At 67.9% G+C, this 14352-nt stretch carries 14 protein-coding genes and 1 pseudogene; 7 read left to right on the forward strand and 8 right to left on the reverse strand.

All coding sequences use genetic code 11. From position 1 onward, the window contains the following. The first annotated feature begins 57 nt into the window (after window positions 1-57). Window positions 58-531 carry a type II 3-dehydroquinate dehydratase gene (gene aroQ / locus ABZT02_RS23625; RefSeq protein ID WP_356020254.1) on the forward strand — a complete coding sequence of 158 codons (474 nt, stop codon included), beginning with the start codon at window positions 58-60 and terminating at the stop codon, window positions 529-531. A gap of 34 nt (window positions 532-565) precedes the next feature. On the opposite strand, the gene ABZT02_RS23630 is transcribed toward aroQ, so the two are convergent. The 3 genes from ABZT02_RS23630 to ABZT02_RS23640 are packed head-to-tail and all read right to left on the reverse strand — an operon-like array spanning window position 566 to window position 3092. After that, complete coding sequence (locus tag ABZT02_RS23630; RefSeq protein WP_356020256.1) at window positions 566-1324, reverse strand: amino acid ABC transporter ATP-binding protein; 759 nt, start codon at window positions 1322-1324, stop codon at window positions 566-568. After that, on the reverse strand, window positions 1321-2211 hold the full coding sequence (locus tag ABZT02_RS23635) for an amino acid ABC transporter permease (protein WP_356020258.1): 891 nt from the start codon (window positions 2209-2211) through the stop codon (window positions 1321-1323). Before ABZT02_RS23635 ends, ABZT02_RS23630 begins: the two co-directional genes overlap by 4 nt. Beyond that, the gene (locus ABZT02_RS23640; protein ID WP_356020261.1) at window positions 2208-3092 is read right to left on the reverse strand and encodes an ABC transporter substrate-binding protein; all 885 of its coding nucleotides are present in this window, start codon (window positions 3090-3092) and stop codon (window positions 2208-2210) included. Before ABZT02_RS23640 ends, ABZT02_RS23635 begins: the two co-directional genes overlap by 4 nt. 563 nt (window positions 3093-3655) lie before the next feature. Here ABZT02_RS23640 and ABZT02_RS23645 point away from each other — a divergent pair. Beyond that, on the forward strand, window positions 3656-4045 hold the full coding sequence (locus tag ABZT02_RS23645; protein ID WP_356020263.1) for a hypothetical protein: 390 nt from the start codon (window positions 3656-3658) through the stop codon (window positions 4043-4045). 143 nt (window positions 4046-4188) lie between these two features. After that, the gene (locus tag ABZT02_RS23650) at window positions 4189-4572 is read left to right on the forward strand and encodes a hypothetical protein (RefSeq protein ID WP_356020266.1); all 384 of its coding nucleotides are present in this window, start codon (window positions 4189-4191) and stop codon (window positions 4570-4572) included. 47 nt (window positions 4573-4619) lie between these two features. Here ABZT02_RS23650 and ABZT02_RS23655 read toward each other — a convergent pair. After that, window positions 4620-4766: pseudogene (locus tag ABZT02_RS23655) on the reverse strand (MBL fold metallo-hydrolase); the annotation flags it as partial. Here ABZT02_RS23655 and ABZT02_RS23660 point away from each other — a divergent pair. Then, the gene (locus ABZT02_RS23660; RefSeq protein WP_356020268.1) at window positions 4747-5139 is read left to right on the forward strand and encodes a hypothetical protein; all 393 of its coding nucleotides are present in this window, start codon (window positions 4747-4749) and stop codon (window positions 5137-5139) included. The pseudogene ABZT02_RS23655 and the gene ABZT02_RS23660 sit on opposite strands and share 20 nt — an antisense overlap. Then, window positions 5136-5315 carry a hypothetical protein gene (locus tag ABZT02_RS23665; RefSeq protein ID WP_356020270.1) on the forward strand — a complete coding sequence of 60 codons (180 nt, stop codon included), beginning with the start codon at window positions 5136-5138 and terminating at the stop codon, window positions 5313-5315. Before ABZT02_RS23660 ends, ABZT02_RS23665 begins: the two co-directional genes overlap by 4 nt. Window positions 5316-5691: 376 nt before the next feature. Here the strand turns inward: ABZT02_RS23665 and ABZT02_RS23670 are convergent, their stop codons facing one another. Continuing rightward, window positions 5692-7809 (reverse strand): CHAT domain-containing protein, encoded by a 2118-nt coding sequence (locus ABZT02_RS23670; protein WP_356020273.1) that lies wholly within the window; start codon window positions 7807-7809, stop codon window positions 5692-5694. A 27-nt stretch (window positions 7810-7836) separates the two neighbouring features. Further along, entirely contained in the window at window positions 7837-8523 is a 687-nt protein-coding gene (locus ABZT02_RS23675; RefSeq protein WP_356020275.1) for a hypothetical protein, read from the reverse strand. Window positions 8524-8661: 138 nt separating this feature from the next. On the opposite strand from ABZT02_RS23675, the gene ABZT02_RS23680 reads away from it, so the two are divergent. Continuing rightward, a complete protein-coding gene (locus ABZT02_RS23680; protein WP_356020277.1) occupies window positions 8662-8985 on the forward strand; it encodes a CU044_2847 family protein in 324 nt (107 codons plus the stop codon). Between the two features lie 642 nt (window positions 8986-9627). Here ABZT02_RS23680 and ABZT02_RS23685 read toward each other — a convergent pair. Continuing rightward, entirely contained in the window at window positions 9628-10281 is a 654-nt protein-coding gene (locus tag ABZT02_RS23685; RefSeq protein ID WP_356020280.1) for an MBL fold metallo-hydrolase, read from the reverse strand. 9 nt (window positions 10282-10290) lie between these two features. Then, window positions 10291-10977, reverse strand: coding sequence for a maleylpyruvate isomerase family mycothiol-dependent enzyme (locus ABZT02_RS23690; RefSeq protein ID WP_356020282.1), 687 nt, complete (start codon window positions 10975-10977; stop codon window positions 10291-10293). Window positions 10978-11205: 228 nt separating this feature from the next. Here ABZT02_RS23690 and uvrA point away from each other — a divergent pair, with 228 nt between their 5' ends. Next, entirely contained in the window at window positions 11206-14325 is a 3120-nt protein-coding gene (gene uvrA / locus ABZT02_RS23695; RefSeq protein WP_356020284.1) for an excinuclease ABC subunit UvrA, read from the forward strand. Window positions 14326-14352 lie beyond the last annotated feature (27 nt).

A 14352-nucleotide genomic window follows, 5' to 3' on the forward strand; every position in this document is an offset into this window, starting at 1 on the left:
GCGGCGCACCGTGATAAACCGGGTCCGAGCAGCCCGTCTTCACCGACCGGAGGAACCGTGCCCCGCACCCTGGCCAACGCCCCGATCATGATCCTCAACGGCCCCAACCTCAACCTGCTGGGTCAGCGTCAGCCGGAGATCTACGGCAAGGACACCCTCGCCGACGTCGAGACCCTGTGCGCCAAGGCGGCGGCCGCGCACGGCGGCACGGTGGACTTCCGGCAGTCCAACCACGAGGGCGAACTGGTCGACTGGATCCACGAGGCGCGGCTGAACCACTGCGGGATCGTCATCAACCCCGGCGCCTACTCGCACACGTCGGTCGCGATCCTGGACGCGCTCAACACGTGCGACGGGCTGCCGGTGCTGGAGGTGCACATCTCCAACATCCATCAGCGCGAGACCTTCCGGCACCACTCCTACGTCTCGCTGCGCGCGGACGGGGTCATCGCCGGCTGCGGGGTGCAGGGGTACGTGTTCGGTGTGGAGCGCGTGGCGGCGCTGGCGGGACCGGCCCGGGCCGAGGCGTAGAGCTGTAAGGGCCGCTCGCAATGGCGGGCGCCCCTTACAGCCGCCCTGCCTCCACGATCCGCTTCAGGAAGCGCCGCGTGCGCTCCTGCTGCGGATCCCCGAAGATCTGCTCGGCCGTCCCGCGCTCAAGGACCACGCCTGCGTCCAGGAAACACACCTGGTCGGCGACCTCCCGCGCGAAGCCCATTTCGTGCGTGGCCAGCATCATGGTCATCCCGTCGCCCTTCAGATCGCGCACGACGTTCAGGACCTCGCCCACCAACTCGGGGTCGAGGGCCGCGGTGATCTCGTCGAGCAGCAGCAGACGGGGGCGCACGGCGAGGGCCCGCACGATCGCCACCCGCTGCTGCTGACCGCCGCTCAGCCGGTCGGGGTACTCGCCGGCCTTGCCACCCAGCCCGAGCCGCTCCAGGAGCTCGCGAGCGTGTTCCTCCGCCTCCGCGCGGGCCACTCCGTGCACCCGGCGCGGGGCCAGCGTGATGTTCTCCAGCACCGTCATGTGCGGAAAGAGGTTGTACGCCTGGAAGACCACGCCGATACGACGCCGTACCGCGTCCTGGTCGACGCGCGGATCGGTGATCTCCTCGCCGTCCAGCCAGATGGCGCCGTCGTCGATCTCCTCCAGGAGATTGGCGCAGCGCAACAGCGTCGACTTGCCGGAGCCGGAGGCGCCGATCAGCGCGGTCACCGTGTGCGGGGCGACCTCCAGGTCGACGTCCCGCAGCACGACCGAACCGCCGAAGGTCTTGCGGACGGACTCCATCCGCAGCACCGGCGCGTCTGCGTCGCTCATGTGGTCCCTCCCTGGGCCCGCTGACGGTCCATCCGTGCCGTCACCCAGTCCGTGAAGCGGGTCATCGGGATGGTCAGCGCCACGAACACCAGGCCCGCGACGATGTACGGCGTGTAGTTGAGGCTCCGGCCGACGATGATGTCGGCGGCCCGTACGGCGTCGATCGCGCCCCCGATCGACACCAGGCCGGTGTCCTTCTGCAGCGACACCAGGTCGTTCAGCAGGGGCGGCACCTGGCGGCGTACCGCCTGCGGCAGCACCACGTACCGCAGCGCCTGCCGGTTGGAGAGCCCGAGCGAGCGGGCCGCGGCGCGCTGCGAGGGGTGGACGGACTCGATGCCGGCCCGGAACACCTCGGCCACGTACGCCGAATACGTCAGCGTGAGAGCCGTGCCGCCCAGCAGCACCGGGTCGACCGTCACGCCCTGGAGCCGCAGCGCCGGAACGCCCAGGACGACGATCATGAGGTTGATGATGAGCGGAAGGCCCCGGAAGAAGTCCGTGTAGGCGGCGGCCAGGACGCGCAGCGGGAAGAACACCGGGCCGCGCAGGGTGCGGGCGATGGCGATCAGCATGCCGAGCACCAGCACGGCGACACCGCAGATCAGCAGCAGCCGGACGTTCAGCCACAGCCCTTCGAGCACCTTCGGGAACGCCTCGCGCGCGTACTGCCCGCTGAAGAACGTCTCCTTGGTGCGCGGCCAGCCGGGCGCGTTGACGACGACCAGGTAGAGGACGATGCCGGTGACCAGGGTGGAGACGGCGGCGATGGCCGTCGCGCGGCGGGCGCGGGTGCGCTTGAGACGCTCCCGCTCGATCCGCCGCTGCGACGGCGTGTAGGTGCCGCCGGTGCCTTCCTGACCGGCCTCGTCCTTCGTGAGCGTCACTTGAGCACCGGGGCGTCGACGGCGTCCGACAGCCACTCCTGCTCCAGCTTGGCGAGCGTGCCGTCCTTGCGCAGGGCGTCCACGGCGGCCGTCACACAGGAGGTGAGCGCGCTGCCCTTGTCGAGCACGAGCCCGAACTGCTCCGGCGTGCCGCCCTGGTTCTCGAACTGCCCGACGATCGTGCCGTCCGTGACCTCGGCCGCGGTGATGTAGAAGGCGGTGGGCAGGTCGACGACGATGGCGTCCACCTGCTTGTTCTGCAGGGCGGACTTGGCCTGGTCGTTCTTCGCGTACGCGGCGGCCTCCTCGGTCGGCTTCACCACGTTCTCGATGTAGTCGAGGCTCGTCGTGCCGACCTGGGCGCCCAGTTTGAGCCCCTTCAGATCGGCGATGCTCGTCGCCTTGGCGGCCTTGGTGCCCTTGAGCGCGATGACGGCCTGGCGCACGTCGTAGTAGCCGGACGAGAAGTCCACGGCCTTCTTGCGCTCGGCGCTGATCGACACCTGGTTGATGTCGAAGTCGAAGGTCTTCTCCCCGGGCGCGAAGGCCTTGTTGAAGGGGACGCTCTGCCAGACGACCGCGTTCTTGTCATAGCCGAGCTGCTTCGCCACGGCGTACGCGACCGCCGACTCGAACCCCTTGCCGTTCGCGGGCTTGCCGTCCTTGAACCAGGGCTCGTACGCCGGCTCGTCGGTGGCGATCGTCAGCTTGCCGGAGGTCCTGGTGGCCAACTTGCCCTGGGCGCAGGTGGCTCCGGTCGACCCCGAGGCCTTGGCGTTCGCGTCGTCGTCAGGCTGCGGAGCACAGCCGACGGCGGTGGCGAGCAGGGCTACGGATGCCGCGGCGACGGCGCGGCGCAGGGCGCGTGGGGCAGGGTGCATGGCGGGAGAGTGGCAGGCCACTGTCTCGTTTGTCGAGGTCACGACGGCAAAAGTCCGCATATTGGGAACGGGTGTTGCATTCCTGTGAACGCTTTCCGGACAGAACGCCGGGGCCGCCGGTCGAGGGCGGGGATGAAAGACCGGCGGCCCTTACCGCGCAGGAGCCGTCATCCTGTGCGGGGCTGCTCCCAGTTGACTGCGCAACCATGTGCGCCGGGAGCGCGTGCGTGACACCGGCGTGTGCGAAGAGTTCACACGGGGCGCGCGCCGGAGCGGTATCACCGGAGCAAGCCGGGCCGAAAGCAGCGGCCCCTGCCGGTGGTTACCACCCTCGCGACGGGCTCGTCACCCGGGAGCGGAGCTCACCGTCCAATCACCCGAGTCACGTGCGCGCCGCACGCCGCGCGGCACGCGCTGCGACTGTGCGCCACCCGCCCTCGACTACGCCCTCATGCTCACCCGACCGAGCGGCGTTCAATTCCACCTCTGCGACGAAGTGAGGGGGACCGATGCGGAACCGGCGACACGGATGGCTTGCGGCTGCCGCAGCCGGCGCAGCACTGATGCTGGGACTGGCCACGGCTCAGCCCGCGTCCGCATACGCGGCGGGGAACTCCACCTGGGGAGTCGTCTGCGCTTTCAACAAGTGCATCGCGAACGGCACGCTGCTGCACGCGGTCGACGGGCAAGGCGTGGCTCTGGCCTACGACCGAGCCCAGGTCACCACAGCGTGGCCGCTGTGCAACTGGTGGGTCGACTTCGACTACTACGACGTGACCGGCGCCGGCTACCGACACGTCCAGGGCCTGTCGCACGACTCATGCACGATCAACGGGCACGTCCGCGTGGACTACAGGACCGGCCCCTACCTGTGGAAGACAGGGCGCGCCTGCGCCACGCTCTACAGCAACGCAATACGCCTCACCCGGCAGTGTCACAGCATCCACCCCTAGCGGCCGATCGCCGTGGTGATGATGGTGGCCGGGCACAGAGGTCGGGCGGAGATCGGCTGCGAGAGGTCGGTCCTCGCCCGTGGGGTATCCGGCCGGCCATTGCGATGCCATGCTGCTGGACTCCTCTACGGAAGGATCAGCCGATGGCCCAGCAACAGCACAAGCAGGCACAGGAGTTCAGCAGGTACGTCACCGCGCGGGCGAAGACTGTCGGCTATGACCTTGCGACCCCGGAGGGTCGAGCCAAGCTCGCCGTGGAGGCCGGTATGCCGGAGGCTGACATAGCCGCGATCGCCGGCGCCAGATATGAGCCTCCGACCGACCTGCTCAAGCCTCTCGCCAAGGCGCTGCACACCACGCAAAAGCTACTGCTCCGGCAAGCCGGGATCCTTGAGCCCAGCAAGAAGCGACCCCCGATCACCCCGCGGGCCGCCGCACTGGAACTCGGCATCAAGTCCCCCGCGAACCTCGGCATCTTCGAAGCGCTGGTCGCCGCGCTGCTCGCAGCCGAGAAACGACGACCCTGACCAAGGGGCTACCAGCCGCGCGCCCACCATTCCTTGAGCCGCGGGCGCTACACCCCGAGGGTGGCGTCGTTGCCGTGTCCCGGGTACACCCAGGTCTCGTCCGGCAGCGCGTCGAAGATCTTCGTCTCGACGTCGTGGATCAGACTCGCGAACGCCTCGGGATCCTTGCGGGTGTTGCCCACGCCTCCGGGGAAGGGCAACGGCGGCGGCAAGCCCCCCAAGAGCAAGCGCTCCGGGCCGAAGCCGACCGGCAAGGGCACCAAGGGCCCCGGCAAGAGTGGCGGCAAGGGCAAGGCCACCAAGGAGGCCCGTGCGACGAGCTGGTACTTCCGCCGCTACGGCGGACGTGTCCTGTGCCGTACGGCCCGCCACACCACCCGCCACAGCCGACCAGAGCGCGACGTTCTGGGTCTACTCACCGGCCGACCGCTTGGCCACCCTGAGGTCCACACGCTTGGCGGCAGCGGTGCCCAGCTTGCCGTCAATGGCCATGACGCGCTGTGCCTGGCCAAGGACCGGAGCCGTGCGGCGGTCTCCCTCTCCGGCGGCGCCAACAAGGTGACATGACCGGTTGCCCGGCCACGCCCCTCGTCGACCGCCTCACGGTCACACCGACCGAGGGCACGCTGTCGGCGCGCACCTACGAAGCCGGGGACACGATGCTCGCCGGTTCGACCACGCTCGCCCCGCAGTCCCTCGCCACCGACGGCACGGATCACGGGCATCGGCGGGGCCCCGGCTGAGCGGGCCGGTCTGTAGGCGCTGACCATCCGCTACTCCAACCCCGAACAGTCCGAGGCAACAGCTTCCACAGGGACAACTTCTGGGAGCTGGCCGTCCCGGTCCGGCTGAAGAAGGGAAGGAACACGATCGGTTCCGCTCCGAGGAACTGCCGAACTTCGACGGCACCACCTACGCCTCGGACACGTTCCCCGGCGTTCTGCTCCGCTCGCGCTACGCGCCGCTGATCGACCGGATCACCGTCGCACTGTACGCACGCGAGGTCCACTGACCCACGGACGCCCGGCGCCCGGGGCCACCTGGGCGGCCCCGGGCGCCGCGCCGTCCCCACCTGGTCACTACGCGGCCGCGCTCTCACCGGCCTCGAGGGACTGACAGTCACCCGGCTCCCTGAGTGGAGATCCGCGTACTCCGCACGTTCTTGTCCTCACCGCCGCTCGCCAGGTGCCGGCCGTCGGGGTAGAACGCCACGACGTTGACCGAGCGTTTGTGCTTGATGTGCAGTACCTGCTCGCCTGTGGTCGCGCTCCATACGTGTACCGCGCCGTCCTCGCTGCCCGTGGCGATCAGGGCGCTGTCGGGGCTGAAGGCCACTGCGCGCAGACCGCTCCGGTGCTCGATGTGGAAGAGAGGCTCCCAGGTCCTGGTGTCCCGTATCTGGGCGGTTCGGTCCTCGCTGCAGGTGGCAATCCGTCGCCCATCGGGAGAGAAGGCGGCGCCGAGGACGTAGCTTTCGTGCGGGATCCGCGCCCTCTGTTCGCCGGTCGCCGTGTCCCAGACGTACGCGTGCCGATCCTCGCTGGCGGTGAGCAGCAATGTCCCGTCCGGGCTGAAACTGACGTCCCTGACTGCCCGACCGTGCCGCAGGGTCAGTATTTTGCTGCCCGTACGGAGATCCCAAAGACAAGCCAAGGAATCGGAGTCGCCTGTAGCCAGACGGCGGGTGCCGGCGTCGAAGTCGACGGCGTTCACGAAATGTCGGTGCGCGAATTCCAGTGAGACCTGACCGGTCGCGAGGTCCCACACACGTGCCGAGTTGTCGGAACTGCCGACGGCCAAGAGACCGCCGTCGGGGCTGAAGCAGACGGCATTCGCCATCGTGCTCCAGCCCGGGATCCGGCGCTCCCATTCCGCCTGACCGGTGGTCGCGTCCCACAGGCGCACGAGTCGGCGGGCACCCGTGGCGACCAGGCGCCCCCGGGGATGCACGGCCATGCTTACGACCCAGTGGTCCGTGTCGATCACCGGCAGGACCGGAAGGTCGGCGGCCTTTACCGGGCCGGAGCCGGTCTCGGCCCGCCTGCTGTCTGGTTCTGTCTCCGACCCCGTATCCACGCCGTGCTTTCCGCGCTCCGGCGGAGGCTCGGTCGTCTCGGGCGCCGGGGGAGGCGGGGGTGTTCGCGCAGTGAGGTCGAAGAGCCGGGCGTCGCCGGCGCGCTGGTACAGAACCGGTGTGAAGCACTCCAGGCTGTCGTCCTTGTGGACCCGCAACGCGATACGACCGGTTCGCACCGCCTCGTCGACGGGGCGATTCGCCGCGAGGGCTTGGTAGAACGCGCGAGAGAACAGCACGGCCGCCGTGTCGGTCACGGCGAACTGCATGGCCACCACTGCCGGGACAGTGTGCTCCAGCTGGGCTGCTGTACTGGAGAAGAGATCCTGAGCGTTGGACGTTCCCGTCTGGCAACTGTTGAGTACGACCAGGCGTGGGCGTGGCTGGCCGACGCTGATGAGAGAACCGAGTGCTCCCGCATGCAACGGGTCCTCCCGTCCTCTCTCGTCGACGAAAATAATTGCGCCCTGACGCCGATGCTCATCGAATCTCCCATGACCGATGAAATGCAGAACATGGCATCCGCCGCGCAGCAGAGCGCTGTACAAATCGCTTTTCGTGTTTCCCGGAACCCATTCGAGCCGCACCATCCCCTCGTCGATGAGTGGCTTCAATGCGGCGTGCAGATTCTCTTTCTCGGTCTCGGTGTCCAGGCTCGACAGCGAACCGGGAAGAGCTATCATTCCGAGCACACGGAGCGGCGGCGACACGCGAAGCGGTGCGACCGGTTTCAGGATGTCGACGTAGCGCACGATGGGGTGATCCAGGCACAGGTAGCCGCCGACCTTCGAGTCGTGAAGAAGTTCCCACGGGAGGGCAGCAAGTTCTGGTGACCGCACCCGAAGAACGATACGCAGCACGTGGTCCTGCTCTTCTGCTTTCTGCTTGCTGGAGATGTAAAGCCCTTTGATGGAGTCCCGGAAGACTGAATCAAACAAAGCGTTACCGATCTGCAGAACCGGCTCCTCGAGTTCGCTGCCGGCTCCCCGGGAGTGAACGGACGATCCCAGAATCGCGGCCTGCAGATCGGGCATTCTGCTCAGCAGATCGTCGGTTCTAAGACTGACGACTTCCCGGTCCTCGCCGGCTGATGAGGACACCTCGATCTCGTACCCGCCGGGTGCCTCGCTCATCTGAACCACGAAGTCGAACTCCTCAGCCATGACAGCCTTCTCTTCCGTGGCACGCGATCACTGCTGTGCTGCGGTTTGGGTGGGTGTCGCGGGTGTGGAGTTTGCGGACCCTACAGGTGTGGTGTCACTCAACCAGTCGTTGAATCCGGAAACATCTTCTCGCTTTGCGTGGTTTGCCTCGACGACGATGTTGAATCGCCGGTCCGTGTAGGTCATCCAAAGACTTTCGTCGTTGCCTACCTGGCACGCCACGTCGCCCAGCACGGGGAATTCGTCGTTGCCATACGAAGACTTGCCGCCCGTTTGAAAATCCTCCACACTGCTGCACTCGGATTCGGTAAGTTCTTCCAAGGTGACGCTCTTCGCGTAAAACGCCTGCATGGGGTTGACGCCCGAGAACAGCGAGTAATAGACGGTTTGCGCGCCGTCGCTCGATGTGCACTTCGCCTCGACTGCTCCCTCGGGTGCCTCACTGTGCTTCTCGCACGTCATCCAGCTTGTCAACGTACTGGGTATGTGATCTTTGAGGTCCGCATAGGAGGGGCCATCCTTCTCGTCAGAGGTCATCAACAGCCATCCTCCGCCGACGATCATCACGACGCCGAGGACGGCTATGACTATACGGGGCCATTTATGCATTCTGGGTATAGTCATCAGGCGCCGGGAGATTCCGCTGCCGATCAGCGCAAGCGCCAGAAGGAGAATGCCGACAATGACGAGTAGGATTTCTATCGCGAGTGGCATGGTTCTGCTCCTCGGGTGACTTGCCCCCCGCATGTCACGCTCCCGCCGACCCTGCTCCGACCACATGCTGCAAGGCCGGCAAATGGGAGAACGGTCAACTAACTGGCTAGCCATAGCAGTTCGTGTTATTACGATGCTATGACCCTTGCAGAGTTCGTGCTACAGGACGGCGGTACGGTGCTGGTCAGAGTTTCTGACCAGCAAGCAGAAAGCCCTGTTGTCACCCGTGGAGCCTCGGCATCCGCCGTGATGGCGCGGGCCGAGGGAACATTCGAGTCGGCGATGGGTGTCATCCGTGCGGTGAGCCGAAGCGTGGCCACACAAGTGGAGGAATTCGTGCACAAACCAGATGAGCTCGTGGTGGAGTTCGGCGTCGAGCTGAGCGCCCAGGCGGGTGCGTTCGTCTCAGCGGCCGGCGCGTCGGCCCAGTTGAAGGTGAGCCTCACGTGGAACGCCTCCTGAGCGAGTGCGCCCCGTAGATCCGCTGGCGTGACCAAGCTGCCCCCACCCTGCCCCTCCCCAGTTCTCGCCGCCGTGCGACATGGCCAGCAGCCTTGGGGCGGCACCTCCCGCGCGCCGCAACCCATCACCACTGCTGACAAGCCCTCGCATCCCAGCGCGTTGGGGCTGCCTAGCGAGGCATGGGGCAAGTAGCCCGGGGCGGGTAGCCGGAGCGCACACCCGGCTCCCAGCCGTACGTCGGAGCACCGCGCCGCCCTCGCCTGGTCACCCCCGTCAACGCGAGGAACTCGCCGCGGGAGCGGGGGTCGGAGCCAGCGCCACCACCCCTTCCTCCGAGCATGCCCCCGCCGAGGAGAGCCGTTCGACCTCCTCGACTTTCCCAGAAGCTCCGGGACGCGCAGCGCCGGGCGGCCGAGCTGTACGCCGAGATCCACGCGGCTCAGGAGCGCCTCCCCTGGTCCCGTGAGCCTTCCGACGGGTGGCCCGAGGTGACCGACCGTGGCCGGACGGCCGCCAGGGCAGGAGGGCCTGTACAGGCCAACGCGGTGACGATGGGGCATGGCGCTCTCCGAGCGCCGAAGGGCCTGCACGCGTCCGTCCCCGCTTCGGTTTCGAAACGGGGGGGCGGACGTCGTCGGACGGTTACCAGCCTCGTGCGCGCCACTCCGCGAGGTGGGGCCGCTCCGTGCCGAGGGTGGTGTCGTTGCCGTGGCCGGGGTAGATCCACGTTTCGTCGGGCAGGACGTCGAACAGCTTGGTCTCCAGGCCGCCCATCAGAGAGTTGAACTCTTCCGGAAGTGTTGTCCGACCAGGCCCCCCCGGGAACAGGCAGTCCCCGGTGAACACATGGGGATGCCCGTGCGGGTCGTCGTAGACGAGGGCGATCGAGCCGGGGGTGTGACCGACCAGGTGGCGCGCGGTCAGCTCGACCTGCCCCACCCGGATGACGTCGCCGTCGTCGACCGGTACGTCGGTGGGTACGGGGATGCCGTCGGCGTCGTCCCGGCCGGCGTACGTACGCGCGCGCGTGGCCGCGACGACGGCCGCGAGCGCCTGCCAGTGGTCGCCGTGCTGATGCGTGGTGACGACGGACGCGATGCCGTCGTCACCGATCATGCCCAGCAGGGTGTCCGCTTCATTGGCGGCGTCGATCAGCAGTTGCTCGTCGGTGGCCCGGCAGCGCAGCAGATAGGCGTTGTTGTTCATCGGGCCGACCGCGATCTTGGTGATCATCAGGTCCTTGAGCTCGTGCACGTCGGCGGGCCCGCCGACCGTCACCTGTCCGCTGTACGTCATGGCGGCAGCCTATAGCGGGGGCAGCGAGGGGAGAGTCCCTCCGTGGACCGTCAGTGCCGAGCCGTCGCGGCGGCCGGCGAGCCAGCCGAGCAGGTCGGCCCGGCGGCCGCTGACGACGAGCGGGGGCTCCCCTTCGCCGCCCGTCGGGATCCTGCGGCCGCCGTCCTCCTCGATCACGAGGGCGGGTACGTCGGGATGGCCCCGGAACCGCTCCGTCAGGAAGTCGATCTCGCGCCGCGTGAACTCGTCCGGAAGATCCTCCAGCTCGTATCCGATCCCCAGATCCACGTGATGCAGCTCGACCTCGGCCCACCGCCGGAACGGCACCCGGGACGCCGAGTCGGTGACCCCGTTGCGCAGCTCGACCGTGCGCGACCAGTCCGCCGGTGCGGTCCCGACCTCCTGGAAGCGCTCGGCGCTGTCGCGGAGGTCGGCGAGCTGGACGTCGAGGGGGCGCGGGGCGTCGCGCTCGATGTCGGCGTCACGAGTCTCAGCGGACGGGTACATGGGCCGGCCCCGCAGAACGTTCACCAGGGCGTCGGCATTGCGGGACAGGTGTGCGAGGACATGGCCACGGCTCCAGCCCGGCAGCCGTGACGACTCGGTCACGCCGGCGTTGTCCATCTTGGCGGCTGCGGTCAGCAGCCGCTCGGTCGCACCACGTACAGACTCCAGGTCATGAGCGTGATCAATCATGCTGCTGACCCTAGCCCCGCCACACCTTTGGGTGAAGGTGGTGAAGCAGTGCCGTAAATCGAAAGCACGTGCTATATGGTCGGGTGCGGCGTCGGGCATGCTGGAAGGCCGGGGATTGTTATGCATCCGGGAATCCGACCGGCGTTGTCAGTGGCTCCCCCTAGTCTGAGAAAGCACGGGGGCCCCGCCCCTGTCACTCCTCTCAAGCCAAGAAAGGTGCGGACCGGCGTGGCCGACCGTCTCATCGTCCGTGGCGCGCGCGAGCACAACCTGAAGAACGTCTCGCTCGACCTGCCTCGCGACTCGCTCATCGTCTTCACGGGCCTGTCAGGGTCGGGCAAGTCCTCCCTGGCCTTCGACACCATCTTCGCCGAGGGCCAGCGGCGCTACGTGGAGTCGCTCTCCTCGTACGCCCGCCAGTTCCTCGGCCAGATGGACAAGCCCGACGTCGACTTCATCGAGGGTCTCTCGCCCGCGGTCTCCATCGACCAGAAGTCGACCTCGCGCAACCCGCGCTCGACGGTCGGCACCATCACCGAGGTCTACGACTACCTGCGTCTGCTCTTCGCGCGCATCGGCAAGCCGCACTGCCCCGAGTGCGGCCGGCCCATCTCGCGCCAGTCGCCGCAGGCCATCGTCGACCGGGTCCTGGAGCTGCCGGAGGGGAGTCGCTTCCAGGTGCTCTCGCCGCTGGTGCGGGAGCGCAAGGGAGAGTTCGTCGACCTCTTCGCGGACCTCCAGACCAAGGGTTACAGCCGCGCGCGGGTGGACGGCGAGACCGTCCAGCTCTCCAACCCGCCCACGCTGAAGAAGCAGGAGAAGCACACCATCGAGGTGGTCATCGACCGCCTCACGGTGAAGGACTCCGCCAAGCGCCGTCTCACCGACTCAGTGGAGACCGCCCTCGGACTGTCCGGCGGCATGGTCGTGCTCGACTTCGTCGACCTCCCCGAGGACGACCCCGAGCGCGAGCGGATGTTCTCGGAGCATCTGTACTGCACGTACGACGACCTGTCCTTCGAGGAGCTGGAGCCCCGCTCCTTCTCCTTCAACTCGCCCTTCGGCGCCTGCCCCGAGTGCACCGGCATCGGCACGCGCATGGAGGTCGACCCGGAGCTGATCGTCCCGGACGAGGACAAGTCCCTCGACGAGGGTGCCATCCACCCCTGGTCGCACGGGCACACCAAGGACTACTTCGGCCGCCTGATCGGCGCCCTCGCGGACGCACTGGGCTTCCGGACGGACATCCCCTTCGCGGGGCTGCCGCAGCGAGCCAAGAAGGCCCTGCTGTACGGCCACAAGACACAGATCGAGGTCCGCTACCGGAACAGGTACGGCCGCGAGCGGGTCTACACGACCCCGTTCGAAGGGGCCGTCCCCTTCGTCAAGCGCCGGCACAGCGAGTCCGAGAGCGATGCCAGCCGGGAGCGCTTCGAGGGGTACATGCGCGAGGTGCCCTGCCCCACCTGTGAGGGCACCCGTCTGAAGCCGCTCGTCCTGGCGGTCACCGTCATGGGCAAGTCGATCGCCGAGGTCTCCGGCATGTCCATCAGCGACTGCGCGGACTTCCTGGGCGAGCTGAAGCTCAGCGCCCGTGACAAGAAGATCGCCGAGCGGGTCCTCAAGGAGGTCAACGAGCGGCTGAAGTTCCTGGTCGACGTCGGCCTGGACTACCTCTCGCTGAACCGCGCGGCCGGCACCCTCTCCGGCGGTGAGGCCCAGCGCATCCGCCTGGCCACCCAGATCGGCTCCGGACTCGTCGGCGTCCTGTACGTCCTCGACGAGCCGTCCATCGGTCTGCACCAGCGCGACAACCACCGGCTCATCGAGACCCTGGTCCGGCTGCGCGACATGGGCAACACGCTCATCGTCGTCGAGCACGACGAGGACACCATCAAGGTCGCCGACTGGATCGTCGACATCGGCCCCGGCGCGGGCGAGCACGGCGGCAAGGTCGTGCACAGCGGCTCCCTGAAGGAGCTGCTCGTCAACGCCGAGTCGGAGACGGGCCAGTACCTGTCGGGCAAGAAGGCCATCCCGCTGCCCCACATCCGCCGCCCCCTGGATCCGTCCCGGCAGCTCACGGTGCACGGGGCCCGCGAGAACAACCTCCAGGACATCGACGTGTCCTTCCCGCTGGGCGTGTTCACCGCGGTCACTGGTGTCTCGGGCTCCGGCAAGTCGACCCTGGTCAACGACATCCTGTACACCCACCTGGCGCGCGAGCTCAACGGCGCGAGGAGTGTCCCGGGCCGGCACACGCGCGTGGACGGCGACGACCTCGTCGACAAGGTCGTGCACGTCGACCAGTCGCCCATCGGCCGCACCCCGCGGTCGAACCCGGCGACGTACACCGGCGTCTTCGACCACGTCCGCAAGCTGTTCGCCGAGACCACCGAGGCGAAGGTCCGCGGCTACATGCCCGGCCGCTTCTCCTTCAACGTCAAGGGCGGCCGCTGCGAGAACTGCGCGGGCGACGGCACGATCAAGATCGAGATGAACTTCCTCCCGGACGTCTACGTCCCGTGCGAGGTCTGCCACGGCGCCCGCTACAACCGGGAGACCCTGGAGGTCCACTACAAGGGCAAGTCCATCGCCGACGTCCTGAACATGCCGATCGAGGAGGCGACGGAGTTCTTCGACGCCGTCCCCGCGATCGCCCGCCACCTCAACACCCTCAAGGACGTCGGCCTCGGTTACGTCCGGCTCGGCCAGGCCGCGACCACCCTGTCCGGCGGCGAGGCCCAGCGCGTGAAGCTCGCCAGCGAGCTCCAGAAGCGGTCCACCGGCCGTACGGTCTACGTCCTGGACGAGCCGACCACCGGTCTGCACTTCGAGGACATCAGCAAGCTGCTGAAGGTCCTCTCCGGCCTGGTCGACAAGGGCAACACCGTCATCGTCATCGAGCACAACCTCGATGTGATCAAGACGGCCGACTGGGTCGTCGACATGGGCCCCGAGGGCGGCGCGGGCGGCGGGCTCGTGGTTGCCGAGGGCACTCCGGAGGAGGTCGCCGGGGTTCCGGCCAGCCACACCGGCAAGTTCCTCAGGGAGATCCTCGGCGCCGACCGGATCAGCGACGGGGCCGCGGTGAAGGCCCCGCGCAAGGCACCGGCCAGGAAGACCGCGGCGAAGAAGACGGTCGCCGCCAAGTCCACGGCGGCGAAGAAGACCGCGACAGCCAGGACGACGGCCACCAGGAAGACCGCGGCGAAGAAGACGGTCGCCGCCAAGTCCACGGCGGCGAAGAAGACCGCGACAGCCAGGACGACGGCCACCAGGAAGACCGCCGAGGCCACCAAGAAGGCCACGCCCGCCAAGAAGACGACCCGGGCCCGCAAGGCCTGAGTCGCCGGGCGGCGAGACCGGTGTCGC

This window comes from Streptomyces sp. NPDC005402, from assembly GCF_040606575.1.
GTDB lineage: Bacteria > Actinomycetota > Actinomycetes > Streptomycetales > Streptomycetaceae > Streptomyces.